22 protein-coding genes and 1 tRNA gene are annotated in these 21,979 nt (G+C 53.5%); 19 read left to right on the top strand and 4 right to left on the bottom strand.

What is annotated here, in order from left to right; all coding sequences use genetic code 11:
* Positions 1 to 12: 12 nt before the first annotated feature.
* From hisD to GOV87_RS12295, 5 genes are all read left to right on the top strand, one after another.
* Positions 13 to 1,314 carry a histidinol dehydrogenase gene (gene hisD / locus GOV87_RS12315; protein WP_171211974.1) on the top strand — a complete coding sequence of 434 codons (1,302 nt, stop codon included), beginning with the start codon at positions 13 to 15 and terminating at the stop codon, positions 1,312 to 1,314.
* Between the two features lie 185 nt (positions 1,315 to 1,499).
* Positions 1,500 to 1,979, top strand: coding sequence for a UPF0262 family protein (locus GOV87_RS12310; RefSeq protein ID WP_171123578.1), 480 nt, complete (start codon positions 1,500 to 1,502; stop codon positions 1,977 to 1,979).
* Between the two features lie 3 nt (positions 1,980 to 1,982).
* Positions 1,983 to 2,435, top strand: a complete 453-nt coding sequence (locus tag GOV87_RS12305; protein WP_171123576.1) for a low molecular weight phosphatase family protein — start codon at positions 1,983 to 1,985, stop codon at positions 2,433 to 2,435.
* A gap of 2 nt (positions 2,436 to 2,437) precedes the next feature.
* Complete coding sequence (locus tag GOV87_RS12300; protein WP_171211973.1) at positions 2,438 to 2,836, top strand: ketosteroid isomerase-related protein; 399 nt, start codon at positions 2,438 to 2,440, stop codon at positions 2,834 to 2,836.
* Positions 2,829 to 3,428, top strand: coding sequence for a GNAT family N-acetyltransferase (locus tag GOV87_RS12295; protein WP_171211972.1), 600 nt, complete (start codon positions 2,829 to 2,831; stop codon positions 3,426 to 3,428). The genes GOV87_RS12300 and GOV87_RS12295 overlap by 8 nt, the downstream gene beginning before the upstream one ends.
* A 15-nt stretch (positions 3,429 to 3,443) precedes the next feature.
* On the opposite strand, the gene GOV87_RS12290 is transcribed toward GOV87_RS12295, so the two are convergent.
* Entirely contained in the window at positions 3,444 to 3,659 is a 216-nt protein-coding gene (locus tag GOV87_RS12290; protein WP_171211971.1) for a hypothetical protein, read from the bottom strand.
* 138 nt (positions 3,660 to 3,797) lie between these two features.
* On the opposite strand from GOV87_RS12290, the gene GOV87_RS12285 reads away from it, so the two are divergent.
* The 8 genes from GOV87_RS12285 (at position 3,798) to GOV87_RS12250 (ending at position 10,434) form a co-directional block, all read left to right on the top strand.
* A complete protein-coding gene (locus GOV87_RS12285; protein WP_171211970.1) occupies positions 3,798 to 4,673 on the top strand; it encodes a carbon-nitrogen hydrolase family protein in 876 nt (291 codons plus the stop codon).
* 90 nt (positions 4,674 to 4,763) lie between these two features.
* A complete protein-coding gene (gene infA, locus GOV87_RS12280; RefSeq protein WP_005978431.1) occupies positions 4,764 to 4,982 on the top strand; it encodes a translation initiation factor IF-1 in 219 nt (72 codons plus the stop codon).
* Between the two features lie 11 nt (positions 4,983 to 4,993).
* Positions 4,994 to 5,572, top strand: a complete 579-nt coding sequence (locus GOV87_RS12275) for a nucleoside triphosphate pyrophosphatase (protein WP_171211969.1) — start codon at positions 4,994 to 4,996, stop codon at positions 5,570 to 5,572.
* Positions 5,569 to 6,591 (top strand): ribonuclease E/G, encoded by a 1,023-nt coding sequence (locus tag GOV87_RS12270; RefSeq protein ID WP_171211968.1) that lies wholly within the window; start codon positions 5,569 to 5,571, stop codon positions 6,589 to 6,591. The genes GOV87_RS12275 and GOV87_RS12270 overlap by 4 nt, the downstream gene beginning before the upstream one ends.
* Positions 6,588 to 6,770 carry a DNA gyrase inhibitor YacG gene (locus GOV87_RS12265; protein WP_171211967.1) on the top strand — a complete coding sequence of 61 codons (183 nt, stop codon included), beginning with the start codon at positions 6,588 to 6,590 and terminating at the stop codon, positions 6,768 to 6,770. Before GOV87_RS12270 ends, GOV87_RS12265 begins: the two co-directional genes overlap by 4 nt.
* 79 nt (positions 6,771 to 6,849) lie before the next feature.
* A tRNA-Phe gene (locus GOV87_RS12260) sits at positions 6,850 to 6,924 on the top strand.
* A gap of 455 nt (positions 6,925 to 7,379) precedes the next feature.
* Positions 7,380 to 9,623: a P-loop NTPase fold protein gene (locus GOV87_RS12255; RefSeq protein ID WP_171211966.1), complete on the top strand. Its 2,244-nt coding sequence runs from the start codon at positions 7,380 to 7,382 to the stop codon at positions 9,621 to 9,623.
* Between the two features lie 25 nt (positions 9,624 to 9,648).
* On the top strand, positions 9,649 to 10,434 hold the full coding sequence (locus tag GOV87_RS12250; RefSeq protein WP_171211965.1) for a DUF2971 domain-containing protein: 786 nt from the start codon (positions 9,649 to 9,651) through the stop codon (positions 10,432 to 10,434).
* A 198-nt stretch (positions 10,435 to 10,632) separates the two neighbouring features.
* Here GOV87_RS12250 and GOV87_RS12245 read toward each other — a convergent pair whose 3' ends face one another.
* Positions 10,633 to 11,724, bottom strand: coding sequence for a hypothetical protein (locus tag GOV87_RS12245; RefSeq protein WP_171211964.1), 1,092 nt, complete (start codon positions 11,722 to 11,724; stop codon positions 10,633 to 10,635).
* A 388-nt stretch (positions 11,725 to 12,112) separates the two neighbouring features.
* Here GOV87_RS12245 and GOV87_RS12240 point away from each other — a divergent pair, with 388 nt between their 5' ends.
* From GOV87_RS12240 to GOV87_RS12230, 3 genes are all read left to right on the top strand, one after another.
* Positions 12,113 to 13,042, top strand: coding sequence for a NotI family restriction endonuclease (locus tag GOV87_RS12240; protein ID WP_171211963.1), 930 nt, complete (start codon positions 12,113 to 12,115; stop codon positions 13,040 to 13,042).
* A gap of 342 nt (positions 13,043 to 13,384) precedes the next feature.
* Entirely contained in the window at positions 13,385 to 14,521 is a 1,137-nt protein-coding gene (locus tag GOV87_RS12235; protein WP_171211962.1) for a DNA cytosine methyltransferase, read from the top strand.
* Positions 14,421 to 14,939 (top strand): very short patch repair endonuclease, encoded by a 519-nt coding sequence (locus tag GOV87_RS12230; protein WP_371813505.1) that lies wholly within the window; start codon positions 14,421 to 14,423, stop codon positions 14,937 to 14,939. Before GOV87_RS12235 ends, GOV87_RS12230 begins: the two co-directional genes overlap by 101 nt.
* Before the next feature lie 205 nt (positions 14,940 to 15,144).
* Here GOV87_RS12230 and GOV87_RS12225 read toward each other — a convergent pair whose 3' ends face one another.
* Positions 15,145 to 16,302 (bottom strand): restriction endonuclease, encoded by a 1,158-nt coding sequence (locus tag GOV87_RS12225; protein WP_371813508.1) that lies wholly within the window; start codon positions 16,300 to 16,302, stop codon positions 15,145 to 15,147.
* A 203-nt stretch (positions 16,303 to 16,505) separates the two neighbouring features.
* The gene (locus tag GOV87_RS12220) at positions 16,506 to 17,108 is read right to left on the bottom strand and encodes a TetR/AcrR family transcriptional regulator (protein WP_171211960.1); all 603 of its coding nucleotides are present in this window, start codon (positions 17,106 to 17,108) and stop codon (positions 16,506 to 16,508) included.
* 136 nt (positions 17,109 to 17,244) lie between these two features.
* Here GOV87_RS12220 and gntH point away from each other — a divergent pair, with 136 nt between their 5' ends.
* The 3 genes from gntH to GOV87_RS12205 all read left to right on the top strand — a co-directional run bounded on the left by gntH (position 17,245) and on the right by GOV87_RS12205 (position 21,522).
* Entirely contained in the window at positions 17,245 to 18,426 is a 1,182-nt protein-coding gene (gene gntH, locus GOV87_RS12215) for a guanitoxin biosynthesis MBL fold metallo-hydrolase GntH (protein ID WP_171211959.1), read from the top strand.
* Between the two features lie 362 nt (positions 18,427 to 18,788).
* Positions 18,789 to 20,246 carry a hypothetical protein gene (locus tag GOV87_RS12210; protein WP_171211958.1) on the top strand — a complete coding sequence of 486 codons (1,458 nt, stop codon included), beginning with the start codon at positions 18,789 to 18,791 and terminating at the stop codon, positions 20,244 to 20,246.
* Positions 20,239 to 21,522, top strand: a complete 1,284-nt coding sequence (locus GOV87_RS12205) for a HupE/UreJ family protein (protein WP_171211957.1) — start codon at positions 20,239 to 20,241, stop codon at positions 21,520 to 21,522. Before GOV87_RS12210 ends, GOV87_RS12205 begins: the two co-directional genes overlap by 8 nt.
* The last annotated feature ends 457 nt before the right edge of the window (positions 21,523 to 21,979 follow it).

Raw genomic sequence — 21,979 nt, 5'->3', positions numbered from 1 at the left:
GGAGAGCACAATATGCCCGTCTTTCTAGATACGACCTCGCGCGAATTCGAACCAGCGTTCAAGGCGCTGTTGTCCGCCAAGCGCGAGGATAGCCCCGACGTTGACGCCGTTGTGGCACAGATTATTGAAGATGTGCGCACCCGTGGTGACGCGGCAGTCATAGAACTGACCGCAAAATTTGACCGACTTGGCCTGACGCCTGACACATTGGCTTTTTCAGCGGCTGAAATCTCCGAAGCCGTGGCACAGGTCACGCCCGATGATCGCGCCGCCTTGGAATTGGCCGCGAGCCGAATTCGGGCATATCATGAACGGCAGATGCCGTCTGATGATCAATGGGTTGATGAAACCGGTGCGACATTGGGCTGGCGCTGGTCTTCCGTATCGGCGGCTGGCTTGTATGTGCCGGGTGGTTTGGCCTCGTACCCGTCCTCTGTGTTGATGAATGCCATTCCGGCAAAGGTGGCAGGAGTTGAGCGGCTGGCGATTGCCGTGCCGACGCCGGACGGTCAAGTGAACCCGCTGGTTTTGCTGGCGGCGCAACTTTCGGGTGTGGATGAGATTTACCGCATCGGCGGAGCACAGGCGATCGCGGCGTTGGCCTATGGCACGGGCACGATTGCTCCGGTCGACAAGATTACCGGACCGGGCAACGCCTTTGTCGCCGCCGCAAAGCGTCGTGTCTTCGGCAAGGTCGGCATCGACATGATCGCTGGGCCCTCTGAGATTTTGGTGATTGCCGACAAGGATAACGACCCGGATTGGATTGCACTGGACTTGCTGAGTCAGGCCGAGCACGACGAAAGCGCGCAGTCGATCCTGATCACGAACGATGCTTCGTTTGGGCAGGACGTAGCAAAGGCCGTGGCGAAACGGCTTGAAACGCTGCAGCGGAGCGCGATCGCCGGTGCCAGTTGGCGTGATTTCGGGGCGATTATAACAGTGCGCGATCTGGATGAGGCGGCGGAGTTGTCCAACCGAATCGCACCCGAGCATCTAGAGCTGTGCGTGTCTGATCCAGTCGCGCTTAGTGAAAAAACGGTCCATGCAGGTGCTATCTTTCTTGGGCAATACACCCCCGAAGCGATCGGAGATTATGTCGGCGGCCCCAACCACGTGCTGCCCACGGCGCGGTCAGCGCGCTTTTCGTCGGGCCTTAGCGTTATGGAATTCCTCAAGCGGACCACCCTTAGCCAGATGACGCCTGAGGCATTGCGCGAAATTGGCCCCGCGGCCGAGCAACTGGCCCAGTCAGAAAGCCTTGAGGCACATGGTCTGTCCGTCACGGCACGGCTCAAACGGCTGAACGAGTGAAAGCTTGGCGGCCCAAAGTTGGAACCCGACACGCATCTGACCCACTGGCATCCCGGTATGTTCGCCGACCCATTGCTACAAAAGAGCAAATTGACCCAGCGGAGCCGTCGATTTGATCCATTCCCGCGTTGTCCAATTATTTCTGTTGCGATAAGCCTGATCCGACCTGAACGGACTGCACACACATGACCCGCATTTCGCATATCGAACTGGATGACCGCAATCTGCCTCCGCCGACCCCTGAGATCGAGCAGGAGCGCAAGGTCGCGATCTATGATCTGTTGGAAGACAACTCGTTTGTCCTGCCCAAACGCGGGGACAGAGTGGTGCCAGACGGTCCCTACCATGTGCAGTTGTCGATCCGCGACAAACGGCTGGTGTTCGACATCGCGACCGAGGCCGAGGAGAAAGCGGCCGAATTCCATCTTTCGCTGGGGCCGTTCAAGCAGGTGGTGAAGGATTACTTCCAGATTTGCGAAAGTTATTTTGATGCGGTGAAGTCTCTGCCGCCCAGCCAAATCGAAACCATCGACATGGCCCGGCGCGGCATCCATAACGAGGGCAGCCGGGTCCTGCAGGAGCGGCTGGAAGGTAAAGCCGAAGTCGATACCGACACCGCCCGCCGCTTGTTCACGCTGATCTGCGTGCTGCATTTCGGGGGGTGACGGGTGACGCCTCTGCCGCAGTCCATCCTGTTCTGTTGCGACCATAATTCGGTTCGGTCACCCATGGCCGAAGGTATCATGAAAAAATTCTATGGCACCGGCACATATGTCCAGTCCGCCGGTGTTCACAATGACTTGGAAATCGACGGGTTCTGCATTGCAGTGTGCCAGGAAATCGGTGTTGAACTGTCCCGCCATCGTTCACGCTCGTTTGATGAGATGCAGGAATGGGGCGACGACCTCAGCTCGTTTGACCTGATCGTCGCGCTGTCGCCCGCCAGCCAACGCCGGGCGCTGGACTTAACCCGGATTTTTCATCTGGATGTCGATTATTGGCCAATAATGGACCCTACTGGACTGGGCGAGAACCGCGAAGAAAAGCTACATCACTACCGACAGACCCGCGATCAGATCATCAAGCATCTGAAAGACCGCTGGGGCGAGCCTACGGAGTGATCATGAACGAGACCGTCAAAACCTATTTCGACGCCTTCAACGCAGGTGATGTGGAGGGCATGTTGGCGTGCCTGTCCGACGATGTGGCCCACCATGTGAACGAAGGTCAAATACGGGTTGGCAAAGAACAGTTCGCAGCCTTTTGCGCCCATATGAATCGCTGCTACCGCGAGAACCTGACCGACATCGTGGTGTTCGACGCCGAAGGCGGCACCCGCGCGGCGGCCGAATTCACCGTGAACGGCACCTATCTGGAAACTGATGAAGGCTTGCCCGAAGCGCATGGACAGACCTATCGCCTTCCTGCGGGCTCGTTCTTTGACCTAAAGAACGGAAAAATTACCCGCGTTACGACCTTCTACAACCTCGCTGACTGGACCAAACAGGTCTCGAATGGCTGAGGTTACAGCCGTCCGCCCCCTAACCGGAGCGGCGTTGGAGGCCGCTCTGGACGATGTCGCGCGCTTGCGGATCGAAGTGTTTCGGGCGTGGCCGTACCTTTATGACGGCGATCTGGATTACGAACGGAAATACCTGCAATCCTACCGTGATAGCGACAAGTCCATCGTTGTAGGTGCCTTTGATAGTAATCGGCTGATCGGCGCATCCACCGGTGCCCCTCTGACTGATCATTCCGACGATTTCGCAGCGGCTTTTGAGGGCGCAGGTCTGGACCTGTCGCAAATCTTCTACTGTGCGGAATCCGTTTTGCTGTCGGACTATCGGGGGCAGGGTGTTGGCCACAAGTTCTTCGATCTACGCGAGGCGAATGCCCGTGAACTGGGATTCAAGAAATGTGCCTTCTGCGCGGTGCAACGCCCGGTGGATCATCCGATGCGGCCCGATAATTACCGCCCGCTGGACGCGTTCTGGCGCGCGCGCGGGTATGAGCCTCTGCCCGGTGTAGTTGCGCAGTTTTCGTGGAAGGATATAAGCGAAGAGGCCGAGACAAAGAAACCGTTGCAATTCTGGATCAGGGATCTGAACGCGTAGCTTCGCTGTCAGGTATCAACGGGTCTGTCTGCGGCTGAGAAGACCATATTTCACCGCCCACCCTCGAAAAGACCGGCGTCTGGGCTTTTCCTGTTGAACTTCGGACTTAGTTTGCGCCCCGCCTTTTCGATTGAACTCGAATACGTCGATGACGCGTTCGGCGCAGCCACAGGCCTCGCCCATGCCAACTTTGGCGAAGTAGAACTTTTCGAAGCTTTCAGGGTTTTGCATGGGCGTCCTCCTGTCCCTATTGAACCAAGTCGCGGCCTTTTTGCCAATTCACTTTCCTGTCGAGTCGCGTCGGGGTGTATACAGATCGCGCGCTCCTGACTTAGTGTTGCACCAATCCAGAACCGAAGGATCCCTCAGATGAAAGTCGCGACCGCCGCCTATGACCTCGACTGGCTCGACAGTTGGGCACAGTATGAGGACAAGTTGGATCGCTGGGTCAGCGATGCGGTTAGGCAAGGGGCCGAACTGCTGGTCCTTCCCGAATACGGCGCGATGGAATTGTCGACGCTGGACGGGGCAGAGGTAGCCGGCAATTTGGAGCGGTCGATCCTCGCAGTTTCCGACCGGATGGAAGACGTGCACACCCTGCATCAGCGACTGGCCCGTGAGTACAAGGCCTATATTCTGGGGGCATCGGCCCCGGTTGTGGACGGACTGGGCCGTCCAGTGAACCGGGCCGAGCTTTATGCGCCGGATGGCGGGCAGGATCATCAGGACAAACAGATCATGACCCGGTTCGAGCGCGAGCAGTGGGACATAGCCCCCGGCGGTCCACTGAAACTGTTCGACACTGCGCTGGGCAAGATCGGCGTGCTGATCTGTTACGACAGCGAGTTCCCTTTGCTGGGCCGCGCGCTGAGCGAGGCAGACTTGATCCTTGTACCGTCCTGCACCGAGGCGTTGTCCGGCTATTGGCGCGTGCGGATTGGCGCGATGTCCAGAGCTTTGGAAAATCAATGCGTTACAGTGATGGCCTCCCTGGTGGGAAGCAATGACTGGTCCGAGGCTGTGGATATGAACACCGGCACCGGCGGCATTTTTGGGCCGCCTGACAAGGGGTTCCCCGAAACTGGCGTGCTAGCGGAAGGCGCGCTTAATCAGCCCGGCTGGACCTTCGCGGAAATCGACCTTGGCGCGATCGCGGCGGTTCGTGCGGACGGTCGCGTGCTGAACCGCAGCCATTGGGACGAACAGACCACCCGAGTCGAATCCGTCACATTATCCCGACTTTAGCGATTCCGGCCTTGAAATAAGCCCAAAATAGGCTCATTTAGGCGCACATCCTCGTAGATTCTGCGAGTGCAACGTAAATGTGGAGACAACATGGCCAAGGAAGATACGCTCGAATTTCCCGGTGTCGTGAAGGAACTCCTGCCTAATGCGACGTTTCGGGTCGAGCTGGAAAACGGCCATGAGATTATCGCACATACGGCAGGCAAGATGCGCAAGAACCGCATCCGTGTTCTGGCCGGCGACAAGGTTCAGGTCGAGATGACCCCCTATGATCTGACCAAGGGTCGGATCAACTACCGCTTCAAGTAACGCCCAACCCAATGGCGTTTATCTTAGGATCGGGCAGCCCAAGGCGGCTGGACCTGCTGGCCCAGCTTGGCGTGCAGCCCGATGCCATTCGCGCCCCCGATATCGACGAAACGCCCCTGAAGGGCGAATTGCCCGTCCCATATTGCAACCGCATCACGCGGGCAAAAGTGCAGGCGGTTCAGGCAGATAGCGATGATATCACCCTTTGCGCCGATACCACGGTCGCACTGGGCCGCCGGATATTGGGCAAGCCCGAAGACACAGGACAGGCGGCCGAGTTTCTTCACGCTTTGTCCGGCAGACGCCATCGTGTCATCACCTCGGTCGCGGTTCGGCGTGGCGAGCGTGTGCTGCAGCGCGATGTGGTGTCTCAGGTCAAGGTCAAACGCCTTTCTGACGTTGAGATCAACGCCTATCTGGCGACCGGCGATTGGCAGGGCAAGGCAGGTGCCTACGCAATCCAAGGCCCCGCTGGCGCATTCATCCCGTGGATTTCCGGTTCCTTCACCGGTATCGTCGGCTTGCCCCTGTCTGAAACCGCTGCTCTGCTGCAAGGCATCGGATACCCGCTATATCGTGAGGCATCATGAAAGGCCGCACCATCGTACTGGACCACATCGACGACCGCGAAGCTGCGGCATTGATGGTTGACGGAAAACTTGACGATTTCCTGATTGCTGGGGATGCGCCCGCGCCCGGAACAATCTATCGCGCCCGCGCAGACCGTCCGGTCAAGGGGCAGGGTGGCATGTTCCTGACAACGCCGGATGGGCCTGCTTTTCTGCGTCAGGTCAAAGGTTTGTCGCCCGGTGCCCTGATGCTGGTTCAGGTAAGCGGCTATGCCGAGCCGGGCAAGGCGTTGCCGGTCACTGATCGGGTGCTGTTCAAAAGCCGTTATGCGATCGTGACGCCCGACGCGCCGGGTCTGAACATCTCGCGTTCCATCCGGGACGAGGATGAGCGTGACCGTCTCCTGGAAATTGCGCATGAGTGTATGGATGGCAGTTCCTACGGATTGATTCTGCGGTCGTGCTGCGCCGGGGAAGACGCGGGTGAGATCGCCGAGGACATCAACGCGATGTTGGCTCATGCGGATCAGGTTATCAATGATCCGGGGACCGAGCCTGAACTTCTGTTGGAAGGCGATGGGCCGCATGTTCTTGCGTGGCGCGACTGGACGGAACCGGCTGAGGTTGTAACGCAGACCGGTGGCTTTGATACGCAAGGGGTGCTTGACGCTTTGGATGTCGCCCGCGGGGTATCCGAGCCATTGCCGGGTGGCGGTCATCTCTATATCCAGCCCACCCGCGCCTTGATCGCTGTAGATGTGAATACTGGTGCCGACACGTCGCTGGCGGCGGGAACTAAAGCCAACTTCGCTTGCGCCAAGGCGTTGGCCCGCGCATTGCGCGTGCGCGGCCTGGGCGGGCAAATCACCGTGGATCTGGCCCCTATGCCAAAGAAAGATCGCCGTGGCTTTGAATCCGCCTTGCGCGCTGCATTGAAGGCTGACCCGATCGAGACAACAATGGCCGGCTGGACACCTCTTGGGCATTTTGAGCTACAGCGCAAACGAGCCCGATTCCCGCTTTCGGAGGTTCTGAAATGAGCTGTCCCATCTGCGGAGATGACACCGTTACGAAGTTTCGCCCCTTCTGTTCAAAACGCTGCGCCGACATCGACTTGGCCAAGTGGCTAAATGGGTCATATTCCGTTCCGTCCCAGCGCGAAGAGGATGTCGAAACGGACTTATCGCCGGAAGAAGAAGGGCCGCACCGCCCACATTGAAAAAATGTGAAAAAGGCTCTGGACACTGCCAGTGGCAAGTCATAGAACGCCTCCACCCAACGGCAGTCGCCGTTCCCGTGCCCGGGTAGCTCAGGGGTAGAGCAGTGGATTGAAAATCCTCGTGTCGGTGGTTCGATTCCGCCCCCGGGCACCACTTAAATTTAACAAAAACAGATGCTTATCGTGTTTCATGCGTTCAGCGCGAAGTGCGTTTTCGCGTTTGGGTGACAATTTGGGTGACAGCTGACGGATTCTGGCTCGGTTAGTAGAGTTCCATGTACGTTAGACCACGCCGATTAATCTGACCTTTGCAGACTGTGACCGCAGCATTTGAAAGCATCGATCAAAGTCTGCATTGCCGACATTCAAACCAAGCGAGGTATGCGGTCAAGTGGTCGCACAGGGGTCGTCTATCCTGCATGGAGCGATCGGTTCCGGTGCGGTCGGGGGTCGAATTGCCACGATTAAGGTGATGGATACTATTCAGCTTGGCACTCGAATAAGTTAACCCGAAAGGATCGATAGCTAACTTTTACCGGGCCTAACGGCCGCGAAGCGACGAACCAAAATTATGAGATAGTAATGATGCGAACAATTTAAGAAAAAGATTTGTTTGCCCCCATCAATTTGCAAAAGGTCAGCCATTTGAAGAACGAAAATAGAATATCCGCGATGTCGAATGATGTGCCCAAAAGTAACCCGTGGCGCGATGACGTTTTAGGGTTCGCTGGTTTTGCGAAAAGGTTGAGCCAAACAATTCTGAACATTTCGTCACCCGACGGATTTGTTGTGGGCCTTTGCGGGCCTTGGGGAAGCGGTAAAACGACGGCTATAAACTTCACCAAGGCATACTTGCAGAAGCGCAACCAAGAGCTCGAAGATCAGGGCGTACCCGTAACCGTGGTTGATTTTGAGCCTTGGCTTTTTTCCGGACGAACTGATCTTATTTCAGCATTTTTTCAAGTGTTGGCCGAACACCTTCCAGATGATGAGACCAAAGCCAAAAAATTTGGAATTTCTTTGGGGAGGTTTGCCAAAGGAAACACAGACAGTTTGGCGGGTTTGGTGGCGGCTGTTGGCCTGACCGTTGATCCAACCGCGGGCCTACTTTCGGGGGCTGCAACGAATATGGGAAAGCGAAGCTTGGAGGCATCGCTTGATCGGTGGCTGTCTACACCTTCCTTGCAAACTACTTACGCGCAGCTTGTTGAACGCCTAAACGCGGAAAAACGTCAAATTGTAGTTGTGATCGACGACCTCGACCGTTTGTCGTCGGATGAAATCCGTTCGATGATGCAGATGGTCAAGAGTGTCGGAAAGCTTCCCTATGTGACTTACCTGCTATCCTACGACAGAAAGCATGTCTGGGCCGCACTTGAAGAAGGGAGAGCAGTAGACCCGCTTGAACCTACCTTTGCAGAAAAAATCATTCAGCAAGAATTGACGCTTCCTCAGCCGTCATCATCGGCGCTTTTGTCTTTGCTCGACAAAAACATTGGTTTCATCGCCGTGGACATTCAGGCTTCAGATCGTTGGTACACAATTGTTTCCCATGGGCTCAGACGATGGATGAAGACGCCAAGAGACATCCACCGTTACACCAATGCTCTGAAATTCACTTGGCCAGCGCTCGAGAATGAAGTTGATCCAGCTGATATCATTGCGATGGAAGGACTTAGGCTCTTTGAGCCAAAGATTTTTGACTGGATCAAAGCAAACCGCGACTTCTTGTTTTCCGAGGGTAGTTTTGGCTTTTGGACTGATGATGTGAAGAGCGAACAAGTCGAAGTGCTGGCGAAGTTGATCGCAGTTCACTCGGACAAGTCACTGATACCATTGTTGGCATGTTTGTTCCCTACACGAGCAAAACAGATAACCGGTAAAGAGCACTCAGTAGGTGAACCACACTATCAAGTGGTCAGGCGCAGAGGGATAGGCCACGTCAATGTGTTTCAAACATACATGGCCTTCGGGTTGTCGGAGGATACTATTCCCTTTTCTGCGATCCAGACGGTTTTTGACAACTTGAATGATGAAGCTGCGCTACATGCTCTCTTTGACGCATGGTTGAAGAGAAAGGATGCGGAATACCAACCTTTGATTGGCGAACTGTTCACTGAAATCCAGTACCGAATGATCGAACCCAACGCCGTGAAACCTACGCAAGAGTTGCTGAACGCACTATTTTCGGTTGGAGAAGCGGTCAGTCGCGTGAATGCAAAACGTGGGTTCTTTACTCTGGGGCCATCACAAGTGCTCTACCTACTCATTGCGGACATCCTAAAAACCTATTCACCCGGCGACGCCGCGAAGGCCCTGAACACTGCGTTGACTGCGAACCGCAACGTTGCATACGGGGTCGAAACCTTCAACGACTATGGCAGACTTCTGGGCGAAATAGGCGTATCCGAAGAGCGGATGGACAGTCCAATCTCAAAGCAGGATTGGGAAGAGTTTCGGGATGCACTCAAGCCATTGTTTGAAGAGGACTTGGCTTCTGGGGAATACCTAAGGTACCCCAAAACATGGGCGACCATTCGGGCATACGCTTATTTTTTTGGCGAAGATCAGTGCAAAGTTTGGGTCGTGCAATCCGCGCAAGAGGACGCTAATTTCTTATTGGGAACGGCAACTTCTCTACTTACGGAAACCACTAGCTCCTATGGAACGAGTTTTAGCATCAAGGAAGCGCCCGATGCGGGCATATATGATCTGGAATCGCTGCTCCCTGTTGCTCAAGAAGTTGCTCAGGCTTCGGTATTTGGTGGTGAAGATGCGGAGCGCCTAGCTGCATTTATTGACGGGGCAACATCTTGGCTAGATCAGGCGGCAGTCAAAAGCACTGCTTCGTAGAAAAAGGCCTATCTGGAGAGATTTCATGTTCTACAAATTCATGGGCGGCACGGAAGAAGTCATTCTCGACGTTTTCGACAAGGCTGTGGTCGATGGATCAATCAAGTTTGCATCTGCATTGCATTGCAATGACCCATTCGAGTTTAAGTTTGCCTCAGTCAAGCCTACGCGGATCCAGTTCGATCAGTGGCACGCAAAATATGATCCCTTTCGATCTGCTGACGAACTCGAAAATGCTTGGTCGAGCTTTTCGGGAAATGCGAGTGACTTTAATACGAACTTCTGGCCACGTGTACAACTCATGGGGCAGTCTTTTGTTTTATGCTTAGCGCGCAAATGGAATAGTCACCTTATGTGGGCGCACTATGGGGCGTCTCATTCGGGCTTTGTCGTCTGCTACAAGCCAGATCTAATTGATGCCTTGGCAGAGCTGCCGAACCGGTACGCAAGTGGCGACGTGAAATATTCAGATCAGGTTCCGGAGTTGCGGTGGTTCGCGGGTTCACAGTCCGACATGCTTGCTCCTGTCCTGGGGACAAAGTCGAAAGAATGGGCGTATGAAGAAGAGTACCGCGTGATATTTCATGGCCCAGCAGGTGCAAATGCGATATTCGAAAAAATCGATCCAGAACAGGTTGCGGGAGTTATTCTCGGCGCTCGAGCCTCTGCCGAATTGGAAGCTAAGGCAATGGCGGTTCAGAAGAGCAGAAAGGCTTTTAGTGTGGAGCGTGTCACGGCAAAACCGGGTGAATTTCAACTAACTTCTTATCTCGTTGACGAGAAGGTCAGTAGGTTTTCTGAGTTTCTTTAAAATCGCTGATGGGGGCAGAATCTGCCCAGAATGTCAGCTTTACTAGCGTTGTCCTCACGATTTTGAACGTGCCGCGAATGTATGCATTCCCGTCACCGTGCTGAAACCGGATGTCACCGAGTCATGCCTCTAAAGTCAAATCTCAAACATAAGAAATCCCTCCGGACGCTTACGGAAAAGCACTAGTACCTTCCTCGATCATGTTTCGAGGGCAATTTCTTCGCCCTTTTCCGGCCAAATAATTTCCAGCCCTCCTTGTGAAGCGGTTCGATCCTTGGTGATTAGGTTATCGTAGGCGGATCCAAAACCTTCTTGAACAGATTTAATGTACTGCGCTGAAAGAGATGCCAGGGCTAAATTGGGGGCGAGATCCCGCGCTTGTCTTAACCGTGGCAAATCATTTTGGTTGCGGACGGGAAAAATGCCGAACGGTCCAACGGCTGCGAAGAGGCCGGGTTCCACCAAACGTTCACCCACACGAAGTCGATTTCTCAGATCATATTCGACTGTGAGAAGCCCACTTGGCGCGCCTATTCCATCGGAATAACGCATCCCGCTGGCGACGGCCTCTAAGTCGGCCTGCATAAGGATTCTTTCAAGTTTATTGTAGTCGGCTTTTCCCAATTCACCCTCGTCCGGATCCCAGGCGATCACCGTAGGATTTCGTCCATTCTCCTCAGTGCCCCAGCGTGAAGCGACGGCCCAGCGTTTCGAAGGTAGCTTGTGGCCTGTAGATCGACGAAACACGGCAGTACGTTCGACTTGACCGATTGCAGACTGAAGCACAGTGGGACTGCCAGTCGGTTTTTCCCATGCAGCCAGAGCATTGTTGTGGGAGCCCTTGGCCTCGACAATGACCAAACCATCCCCGTCGAGGCCGATCCAATCGGCCTCAAGGCCGTTGCTGGGTGGATCCTTTCGGACTACGAAATCGGTGCCCTCTAACCACCGTTTGGCAACGTCCAGAGGTACGAGCACCCGGGCACCTTCGAAGGCAGTCAGATAGGCACGGGCCATATAGCGGCCTAGGAGGCTTGAATAAGCTGATTTTGCATCACGACCAATTCCCGGACCATCATCACGCCAACGTAGTTCTGGGCCAGCAGCCAGAATGCTCTGGAACAAATCTGTCCAGATTGACGCCATGTGCGGCGTCGCCGTCGTGAATGTTTCCCGGGCAGCGGCGTGGCCGAGAGCCAGAACGTCGATGTCGCGCCAAAGCCCTGCAGTCGGTGGTGTGACAGATGGATCAACTCGCCTCAACCAGACTGAGCGTGCGGTTGTCGACATCGATCGAGTTGTGATAGGCAATTCAAGCTCCAGTCTGCGAAATGGCTCTTTTGTTTCAACCCATCCAAGATAACAGCGTATCTTGTCATGCGCTCGAAACGCGAAATGCACTTCCAGGACAATAGTTTAATTTATCGACAAACATGACCTTCCAATCCGTTTGGCTCAACTTATCGGGCTACAAATGGAATATCGAGAGTGGCGTCCACTCAGACTCAAACTCCTTGCGGAAGCAACAGAAAAGTTGCACAGCCACGTGTGAGGCGCAGCCCAGATAGCGCTTTCCCTTACAGACCATGCCGCGGTTCACTAATAATCTGCTGCAGTGCGGTAACCGGTTGAAGAATCTTTCAAACGTAGGTCTTCTGGCATAAACAGGATACTAAAAATGCCTACAAAAGTACTTGAATTTCATGGCTTTCAGCCACTCACTGGAGAGAGCAAGGCATTCGCATTAAAGAAATGGTGCCCTTTCGTGGACGTGAAGTGCAAAAAGGCCCAAAGCGGTGGAGTTTGCGCATTACAAGCTCCAGGTGCTGCGCCGGTTATTATCTGCCCCAACCGTTTGTACGGAAACCAGTTTGAGGTGATTTTGCGCGTTGCTCAACAAGTGTTTGGTCACGACTGTGACATGATCACTGATGTGGAGGCGGAGTCGAGGCGGCGAGAAGGTACACTGAACGGTCGTGAAGTTGTAGTTTATGGGCAAGGCTATAGTGGTGAAGTGGGAATTAAGGCACCGTCTGCGGAAGGAGAGTCAGGCTCATTCAAAGTAGATTTTCTTTTGGCTTCAGTCGGCCCCAACTTGGAACCACTTTCAATAGTCGCCATAGAAGTGCAAACAATCGATACCACAAATAGCTATAAGAAGGCGTCCTCAAGTTATTACGCTGAGCAAAAACACCAAAGCAAATGGGGCGAAGGAGGAACGAATGCCGGATTCAATTGGGAAAATGTAACCAAAAGAATCCTTCCTCAAATCATTTACAAGGGGCATGCACTTCGGCGAGAAAAGTTGGCTCGACATGGCCTTTTCTTTGTGTTGCCTGACCCCGTGCTTCAAAAAATCCTGACCCGTATTGGAAGCTCACTACTTGAGTACCCGAAGGGACCAGGAACCATCACGTTTCACTCATATCAGCTTTCTGAAAAACACCCGGCAGGGGAGCGCCCCATTGAGCTGGTAACTGAATTCACTACTACGGTAGAGCAAATAGCCTATGCATTTGTATCGCCGCAAAACTTGCCCCCGCTAGGCATCTATGAACATACGATCACTGATAAGCTGGCTGCGTTGAGCCGGAAAAAATCACTGTAAAATCCCAAATTCTTTTCTCCCAGCTAATGCGGATTGCAGGCCAAAAGGGTTACCCTTGGTTGGCCCAATAAAGATAGTCTTTGTAAACATGGACTGAAAGAAGTTTGAACATCCATTGCGTGGAGGCCTCCAAGATAGGAAAAATATAAGCATAGAACGCTCTGAGTTGGCCCCCGCGAGCAACTGATGCCGACTAGTTCGCAAATAAATTTAGTGGGTTCAGCCCCGAAAACGATGTTGAAATCCTTCGAACCGCGCTGCAACCTCATTTGCGGATTCTGTTGCCCATAACATCAACATCTGGTAGCTAGATGAGAACAAAACGAGTATACGGAGGCATCCATGGAGCAGTCGAAAACGCTGACTGTTGTAGACTTGTTCTGCGGGGCAGGCGGTCTATCCGCAGGCTTTGAAATGGCCGGATTCCGTGTTCTAGCCGGGAACGACACGTTCGAGGCTGCCGGCAGGACATTCTCAGCGACTCACCCTCATGCTGTCTTTCTCCCAGGTCCTATTCAGAACCTGACAGTTGAACAACTGATGCGTCAAACTGGCTTGAAAAGAGGCGAACTGACGGTGCTTGTGGGCGGCCCTCCTTGCCAAGCGTACTCAGTCTACAATCATCAGAGAGGAATGCACGACGAACGAGCGTCGCTATTTCGCGAGTACCTCCGGATCGTTGAAGGCTTGCAGCCACAGTGGATCGTGATGGAGAACGTCGCTGGTATCTTCTCGATCGCGGGTGGCGAGGCAGTTCATGCGATTAAGCTGGAGCTTCGTGAGCTCGGTTACGAAGTAGAAGAGAAAGTCTTGAAGGCTGAGGAGTTTGGCGTCCCTCAGGAGCGTCGGCGGGTAGTGTTCATTGGCAACCGTGTTGGCGCACCGATCCAGCACCCAGAGCCGGATTATGGGCCTGGACATGACCTTCCATTCACAACGATCAAGGACGCGATCGGCGATCTTTCACCTCTTGCGAATGGCGAGGACCCCGGTGACATTGGATATGCGCATGAACCTCGCTCGGATTTCCAGCGCTACGCTCGCGGCAACCGAACTGAAGTATCTAACCATTCAGCGCCGAAACTCGGCAAAGTAAACCTTGACCGTCTGCCGTACATTCCCCCCGGTGGCTCTTGGCGGGATATCCCATATGATTTGCTTCCTGCTGGAATGAAACGTGCAAAGCGCTCCGACCACACCAAGCGTTACGGACGCATGACTTGGGATGGCTTGTCGTGCACCGTGTTAACCAAGTGCGACATTCACTGGGGCGCGTACATTCATCCCGAACAAGATCGTGCCATCTCTGTACGTGAAGCTGCTCGCCTTCAGTCGTTCCCAGATAGCTTTGTATTCGCGGGTTCGAAAACCGAGCAATATGTGCAGGTTGGGAATGCCGTGCCTCCCCTCCTGGGGAAGGCAATTGCCACGTCGATATTGGACGTCATGCAAGACGCGAACAAGGGCGCGGCAGCTTAGGTTGCCTGCAGATCGCATCAGTGCAGATAGGCGCAGTGAAAATATGCGCCGGATCAAGTCACAGCACACTAAACCAGAGATGATTGTCCGTCGTCTGGTGCATTCACTTGGGTATAGATACCGGCTTCACAAGAAAGGGTTTCCAGGGCGCCCTGACCTAGTTTTCGGACCAAAGCGGAAGGCAATATTCGTGCACGGTTGTTTTTGGCATTCGCATGATGACCCAAATTGTCCCCACTCACACGTTCCCAAAAGCCGTCTCGAGTACTGGAAGCCCAAACTGGAGCGAACCCGTGAGCGTGATAAGAAGAACCGCAATGCGCTTGAGGGTGAGGGCTGGGCAGTCTTAGAAATCTGGGAGTGTGAAACGAAAGATCGTGCGGTCTTGAAAAAGCGCTTGGTGAAATTTCTTGGGTAATTGGTCCTAAGCTTTCAAGAGAGCTCTTTCGCTTAGATCTGCAAAGAAATGTGGAGCATTCTCAAAACTCGAGCAGCAGAAATTCCTCCTGACGCCTGTGGCAAAGATCAAAGGGACAATCGGCTGGACTTTTTGGACTCTTTGCGCCGGCATGACTGAGTTCAGCCGCTTTGCGTTATGCTAGCATAGGAGGGTGGGCAACCATTCAGCCAACGGGGAATTCGTTCGATAGCAGATCCTTGACAAGGCTTGGCGTACTGTAGCCCGCTTGAGTGAGGATTTCTGCGATGTCGCGACCTGAGAAGAAGATGATTGGGTGCCCATCTTCGCGCACCTCCTCGTACGCCTGCTTTCCAATTGCTGAAGTTGTAACCAGAATGCCGAATTCTCTATGCCTTATGCGTGATATGAGTCGTGAAACCTCTTTGACACCAACTGTATTTGTACTCTGGCCGTCGATCCCTGGGCGGTAGCACTTCGCTTCCAATGAGAACTCCGCGTAGACTGGATCACTTGTAAGACCTAGCAAATATCTTCCGACCGCGTCCCTTCCGCCGTCGACAGCGCCTCTCGTAATCTCGTCGATAATTGCTCGTTGGTCGTGCATCTGAAAGATACGCGCAGCAAATGTTTCAAATGCGGTGGGCTCCTCTTTGAAGTGTTGAAAAACGCACCTGAGGATGTCGGATTTGACACCTTTTTCAGGGGTCTGCTCGCTAATACTTCGGATGGTTGTTGTAGCCTCTGAAGTCAGAGGGGTGTACTTCCCATTTTGTACCCAGTCCACCCAGGCTTTGGGAGCGAAAACGGAAGTCTCATTGCCTTGAACAAGGTCATTTAGCCAATCCCGTCTGACTACCGGAACATCCAATATTGTGAAAACGGATTGGTAGTTTTGAAATCTGGCCCCGGATGTCGTTTTCCAGATTGCAACGAGGTCAGTCGTTGCAGGTAGTCCTGGGAAACCGGGTACTGCCAGTCCCCTGAACCGAACCGACCTAGAACTGGCAGCTGTTGGATACTTAGCAAAAACCAAGAAGGGCGGGACACTCCTTCGCTCATTCGGTGAGGCGTGTATGCTCTGAAACACCCGACGAAGTATCTGGTTTCCTTTTCTGGGTGTATCGTGGAGCTGGTTACCCGGTTTCTTGTTATCTCCGAAATACACAAATCTGCCCGTGCTTGGGTCTAGGCTGTCAGGCCAATCCTTATCCTCTCCGCTAGTATAAAGCACTACAAGGTTTTCGTGACCTAGACCTCCATTCTGACGAAAGCCGCCAGAGTTGCCGACTCCCAAGTTTAGCGCGGCAATTGCGTCAGAACTTGTGTTTGGCGCTGCGCCGCCTTCGTACACTGCATCCACTACCAAATCGGTGGCGCCAACTAGAATTCGCTGGACTTTTTGCCTTCGAACATTGGAAGCGGACCTTTGCTGCGGGGCTACTGAATGACCGAGTTGCAGACGAAGCGGACCTTGATGGTGACAGACTGAACGTCGGTTTCTGGCATTGTTGCGTGTGCTGTTTCTACAGGGCAATTAAAACTGGCGGTCCGTTTCGAGCAAACCTAGAATGCCGGGCAACTATCTTTGTCTATCTTCTTCTTTCCGACAAGAATTGCATGCTCCCGTTCTATAACCTTTTCCCAATCGCCTTGCGTTTTCAGACCGGTCGAAGAGTCTCCCATTAGCGAAGTCACCATCAGTCTTCCGCGCGCTTTCGCTTCTTCTTTCGAAAACCCGGCCTGTTCAAACATCCAGGCGGCGAAGTGGAACCGTTTGCCGATGGTTCTTTGATACGATTCTTTTACCTTCTCATCGGTGTTCGCCCACACTGAGACAGCGTGATCCGGCAAGGCGGCGTCCTCTTCTATGACCTTTTTCATAAGAAGAAGAATGCGGTCTTCCGGGGGACCGCCAAATGTCTTTGCCTGTGCGATCACTTTGTCAGTCAGTTCCTGCTCCCAATATCTGAGAACCTCATCCAAAAGCTCACGGACGTTCTTGAAATGCCAGTAAAAGCTACCGCTTGTCAGGTTCAGTCGCTTTGCCATTGGCACGACTTTTATCGCGGAAACGCCACCCTCGTTGAGGACTTTGTAGGCCAGCAATATCCAGTCTTCCTTGGTCGCGGCGTTTTTGGGTGAGGCTCGGGTGGCAGTTTCTGACATTCAGATTATAGCATTCATTATTTGACATAGAGTAGTCTATGGTCATACCGTAGAGGAGTCTATGGGCAACCGGGAGTTCACGACATCGTGCTCTCAGAAACGCCATGCAGAAATGGGGGGATCAATGAAAAGCATTATGAATTCCACGACTGGCGCATTATTGGCTTTGGGTTTGTCGTTGGCTGGCACCGCTTCAGCGCAAAATGCTCTGCCGACTGGTCGAACTGCTTCTGCAATAGAAAATGGTGTTTATCCAGCGTCATACTTTCCCAACACTGAAATCCTTGGCACGGATGAAATGCGTATCACGGCATTGGGGACGGGTATGCCAAACCAAACCAAGGCAGCCGTCTCGATTTCGTTTTTTGTGGAACTTGGGAATGGGGACGTTTTTCTTTTTGACGTAGGAACTGGCGCAACGGGAAACCTGTTCTCGCTGCGACCGGACTTTGCGAAGATCGACAAGGTCTTCTTCAGCCATTTGCATGTTGACCACGTTGGAGATTTCATGGGCCTCCACGTTGGGGGGTGGCTTTCAGGCAGATATACCCCGCTCCGCATCTTCGGCCCGTCCGGATCAGAAGATGAACTGGGCACTAAAGCCTATGTTGATGGCATGTCCAAAGCTTACGCCTGGGACTTGGCCACGCGAACGGGCGCACTGCCCGATGACGGCGCCAAGCTTGAAGTCACTGAATTCGATTACATGCAGGAAAACGAGATCGTTTATCAGGAGAACGACGTCACGATCCGGTCTTGGCCTGCGATCCACAGCTTAGATGGCTCGGTAAGTTATTCTCTGGAATGGAATGGACTGAAATACGTCTTTGGCGGAGATACTTACCCAAACAAATGGTATGTAGAATATGCCAAAGGGGCGGACATCGCTTCTCACGAGGCGTTTCTTCCACCTGATGCTTTGGCCCCGTATTTCGGGTGGGACATGAAACAGGCTACCTATGTAGCTACGCGCGTTCATACCGAACCTGCGGCCTTTGGCAAAGTCATGTCTGCGGTCGAGCCGCGTATGGCCCTCGGATATCACTCTGTTCTTTCACCAGAAAATTATCAGGCGATTTTGGAAGGCGTCCGTTCGACTTACGATGGGCCTCTGACGCTCGCACGAGATCTACAGGTGATCAACGTGACCAAGGACCAGATCGTTGTTCGGGAAGCGAGTGTTGATGACTATGCGTTGCCACCCGCTGTGAGCGACGAGTACATCAATGCCCCGCGTTCAAAAGAAAAAGAGCCGTCTGACAAAGTCAATGCGGGAAAATGGGAGGGTTACACCCCACCGCCAATGCCGGATAATTAACCTTCAGGGTGAACAAAATTCCGATTTGGCAGTACCTGTACCGACTATTCCTGATGCTGGGCCTGATGGCCTCAGGTGCACAGGCCGTTTCGGCGGATGTCGTTCTGACAAACGGTTCAGAAGTTGCCCCCAATATTGCTGTCCTTCATGTCAAAGAGGATGGGGTCTACGTCGACCTTGAGATCTATGTCGAAGATATTCCGTTCTTTGCGGATATGTTGCCAATAGGATGGTCATCAGATTTCGTCGGGGGTGAGCCGGAGGCTGAACAAGATACCAATCAAGGTTATGCGCAAGCCGAAAGCCGGGCGCTTTCGATTGTTGCAGGCGACGAACGGGTCCTAAAGGCTGATATCAGAAAGGTGGAATACCGAACGCGCATAGACCGGGCCGCGCCGCTTGCAGGTCAGCGCGATCCATTCTCGGGGCAAGTTGTTCCCAGCCCGCCAAAAGATCCGCGCGTTTTATTCGCGGAAGTGTTCTTTCCGTTTCAAGACTTAGTTCCCAAGGAGCTGACCATAGTGCCGCCATCGCGGGATGGTGAACCACTCGCGACTATCGGGATGCAGGTTTTTGACCGTAAGGTTCCGGTCACGGATTTCAGCTTCTTGTCAAAGCCAGCAGAGTTAAAGATTCACTGGCCTGATCCTTGGGATAGCCGCTTTTCTGCTGAAAGCCTGAACCGAAAAGCGCAGGACGGGACATCCACCTTTCTTTACATCGAACCTCGTGAAGTTCGTCATGAAACACTGATCCGCTTGCGTGAACTAGCGCCTTGGATTGATGAAACCACGGAAGTGGGTCAAATGCTTTCGCCACAGCGCAGCGCCTTGATCGTAAACGAGGCGGCGTCCTTCCTGGCTTCACGTAACCCGGTGACAATTGACGGCAAATCAGTGCAACCGTCAAACGCAACCGCAAAACTCCTCGAGCTAACATCGCAGGGTTTTCAGGTTGTCGAGCCTGAAAAGGAAGTGTCCGTGAACAATGCATTTATCGGCGCCATCCTGTCTTTCTCATCGGCAGAACTTCCCGATCAGGTGACAGTCACATGGGATATGTTTGACGAGGAAATTTCCCGCGTTGCGACCATTTCAAACGATATCGCCGGACCATTCTTTGGAGCTGTGACACCAGCGGACCCCCAGTTTCACTGGCAGAACCACCTACTCCAATACCAAAGAGCATCTGTTACTCAGATTCCAGTTGAACAGCAGAAACGGCAGAACCCGGCCGTGGCTTTGATCGCCGGGATTATCAGTGCCGCCTCACTCTGTTTTCTCCTGCTAGCCAGAGGCAAAGTCGCAAAGCGTACCAGTTGCGTGACTATGGTTGCCGCTGCTTCGGCAACGTTTGTATTTTCGGGATATTTGCCGGAATTACCCTGGAATAAGCCCGAGCCCCCTGAGCAACAGGTTGCGGAAGATATACTGCGCTCGATGGTCGAAAACTTGAACACGGTGACTCTGGAAGTTTCGCCGGCAGCAAGAAAGGCAGAGCTGGCCCACATTGTGACGGCAGCGTCTCTGGGCGACATCGCAACAGAGGTGGAACGTGGTCTCGTGATCCGAACGCCAGGAGGCAATCTTGCTACAGTTACCGATATTAGAGATCTTAAATTAGAGCGCGTTGACCCGACCCTTAAACCGGGTGGATTTAGCACTCTGGCAAAATGGACAGTGAAAGCCCAAGGCGGTCATTGGGGACACGCCCATATACGCGCCGTAACGTTCCGGGTGCTGGCCGAGGTCATACCTGAGTCAGGGCAATGGAAGCTGGATGGATTAACAGTAATCGAGGCCCGAGATCCAAATGCATGAGCGTTTAAGACCAAAGGTTTTTGCTTTCGGCGCTCTGTTTGTCGGAGTGCTTTTGTCACTGACGCTGTCAGCCTCGGCGCATTTTTTACTAAACCTCAACGTTCGAATTTCGCATGTCGAGCATTCCGAAGGCGGTCTGCGTGTCTACATCCGTACGCCCATGCCTTATCTGGTTGCAGATAAGGTCGGTGATCAGAATGGTGATGCCTTGCCGGAAGCTGCACCATTCACGACCAATGCCATGAGCGACGGTCAGTTGGTCCACTTTGTCGACTTGCAAGCTGTCATGAACGATCCCAATGGGCTGGGGCAATTCGCCGAAGGTGGGTTGCATCTGTTGGTCGACAATCAGCGCCTAAGAGGAACAGTTAAGTCCGTTCGCTTGCATCGAGTTGGAAATGAGCCCGGATTTGCAACTTTGGCCGAAGCTCAACAGGCCGTGGACACCGAAACGGCCTTAACGCCACCGCTTTTTGTCGGTGACACAATTGTCGATCTCGTCCTGCATTATGACACTATCGGCCCGGTCCAATCGTACAGCATTGCCAACGTGCTGGACCCCGGCTTGCCGGATCAGGACCAAACGGCAAACCTCATTCTCGATTACGCTTCCGAGACACCGCAGATTTTCCGGTCTCGGGGCCTGATGACCGAGCCTGTGGAGATTCGGCAAGAAGGATATGGAGGATTCCAGAGTTTTGTCTGGGAAGGCATGCGACATATCCTCGAAGGGTTGGATCATGTTCTGTTTGTTGTGTGTTTGGTCATTGGGGCACAAACGCTCAGGGCGCTGTTACTTCGCGCAACAGGTTTTACCGTGGGGCATAGCGTAACGCTGTCGCTGGGGTTCTTCGGGTTTGTGCCATCGGGCGCTTGGTTTGTCCCTACCGTCGAAACCGGGATCGCGCTTTCCATCATTTTTGCAGCCGCAGCAGCGTTTATGAGTTTCAATAACCGCGCGCGCTCTGAGGTCACGATGGTGCTTCTGACGACACTGATTGGCCTCTTGCACGGGCTTGGGTTTAGCTTTGTGTTGCACAATATTTTGCAGGTTACATCCCCAAACATCTGGCAGAGCCTGCTTGCTTTTAATCTTGGCGTCGAGCTTGGCCAGGTGGCCATTATTCTTGCGCTCTGGCCTGCCTTGATAATGTGTCGACGCGTGAGCTCCAGTTTGTGGATGTCTATACGAGTCGGCTTAGCGACTGGTTGTGCGGCTATCGCCTGCTTTTGGACCTTTCAGCGGGTTGCCGAGGTTTATTCCACGCTGGCTTAAGGTCATTGCAATGGCGCGTGCCGTGATGGTCACCTGGGAGAAAAGCGGACATTCGGCTGTTCCGCAGCATAAGACAGATTGGGCTCGAAGCAACCATTAGCTGCGGATTGCACAAATGTCCGCTTAGGGTGGTGAGAACACGCTTGGGTGGCTTATGGGTGAAACAAACCTCTGTGGTTGAATGTGGCGGCGTATGGTCCGATGTGGCGGTACGCACGTCAGAAACGCAACCAAGCCAAGAAGTTAATGTTGCTGGATGAGGCGGCTTGTGGCGGGATGTGGGTCAAACCAGACTGATTGAAAATCCTCGTGTCGGTGGTTCGATTCCGCCCCCGGGCACCACGTTCTCATGAGAACCCATTGATTGCCCTCAGTTCCGCTAGAACCTCGCGAGTGGCCATTGAGTAATTTTTGCGTGTACGAACGCCGATCGTCGCAATGCTCTAATGCAGATGTG

This window comes from Ruegeria sp. HKCCA5426, from assembly GCF_013034585.1.
GTDB lineage: Bacteria > Pseudomonadota > Alphaproteobacteria > Rhodobacterales > Rhodobacteraceae > Ruegeria.
This window is presented reverse-complemented; position numbering and strand designations above follow the sequence as displayed.

Bases quoted from the DNA above. Each gene is read 5' to 3' on its own strand.
- infA (WP_005978431.1), top strand. From the start codon at position 4,764: ATGGCCAAGGAAGATACGCTCGAATTTCCCGGTGTCGTGAAGGAACTC.
- gntH (WP_171211959.1), top strand. From the start codon at position 17,245: ATGAATTCCACGACTGGCGCATTATTGGCTTTGGGTTTGTCGTTGGCT.
- GOV87_RS12220 (WP_171211960.1), bottom strand. From the start codon at position 17,108: ATGTCAGAAACTGCCACCCGAGCCTCACCCAAAAACGCCGCGACCAAG.
- GOV87_RS12300 (WP_171211973.1), top strand. From the start codon at position 2,438: ATGAACGAGACCGTCAAAACCTATTTCGACGCCTTCAACGCAGGTGAT.
- GOV87_RS12230 (WP_371813505.1), top strand. From the start codon at position 14,421: ATGTGCAGGTTGGGAATGCCGTGCCTCCCCTCCTGGGGAAGGCAATTG.
- GOV87_RS12235 (WP_171211962.1), top strand. From the start codon at position 13,385: ATGGAGCAGTCGAAAACGCTGACTGTTGTAGACTTGTTCTGCGGGGCA.
- GOV87_RS12275 (WP_171211969.1), top strand. From the start codon at position 4,994: ATGGCGTTTATCTTAGGATCGGGCAGCCCAAGGCGGCTGGACCTGCTG.
- GOV87_RS12205 (WP_171211957.1), top strand. From the start codon at position 20,239: ATGCATGAGCGTTTAAGACCAAAGGTTTTTGCTTTCGGCGCTCTGTTT.
- GOV87_RS12290 (WP_171211971.1), bottom strand. From the start codon at position 3,659: ATGCAAAACCCTGAAAGCTTCGAAAAGTTCTACTTCGCCAAAGTTGGC.
- GOV87_RS12295 (WP_171211972.1), top strand. From the start codon at position 2,829: ATGGCTGAGGTTACAGCCGTCCGCCCCCTAACCGGAGCGGCGTTGGAG.
- GOV87_RS12310 (WP_171123578.1), top strand. From the start codon at position 1,500: ATGACCCGCATTTCGCATATCGAACTGGATGACCGCAATCTGCCTCCG.
- GOV87_RS12285 (WP_171211970.1), top strand. From the start codon at position 3,798: ATGAAAGTCGCGACCGCCGCCTATGACCTCGACTGGCTCGACAGTTGG.
- GOV87_RS12250 (WP_171211965.1), top strand. From the start codon at position 9,649: ATGTTCTACAAATTCATGGGCGGCACGGAAGAAGTCATTCTCGACGTT.
- GOV87_RS12245 (WP_171211964.1), bottom strand. From the start codon at position 11,724: ATGTCGACAACCGCACGCTCAGTCTGGTTGAGGCGAGTTGATCCATCT.
- GOV87_RS12270 (WP_171211968.1), top strand. From the start codon at position 5,569: ATGAAAGGCCGCACCATCGTACTGGACCACATCGACGACCGCGAAGCT.
- GOV87_RS12240 (WP_171211963.1), top strand. From the start codon at position 12,113: ATGCCTACAAAAGTACTTGAATTTCATGGCTTTCAGCCACTCACTGGA.
- GOV87_RS12265 (WP_171211967.1), top strand. From the start codon at position 6,588: ATGAGCTGTCCCATCTGCGGAGATGACACCGTTACGAAGTTTCGCCCC.
- hisD (WP_171211974.1), top strand. From the start codon at position 13: ATGCCCGTCTTTCTAGATACGACCTCGCGCGAATTCGAACCAGCGTTC.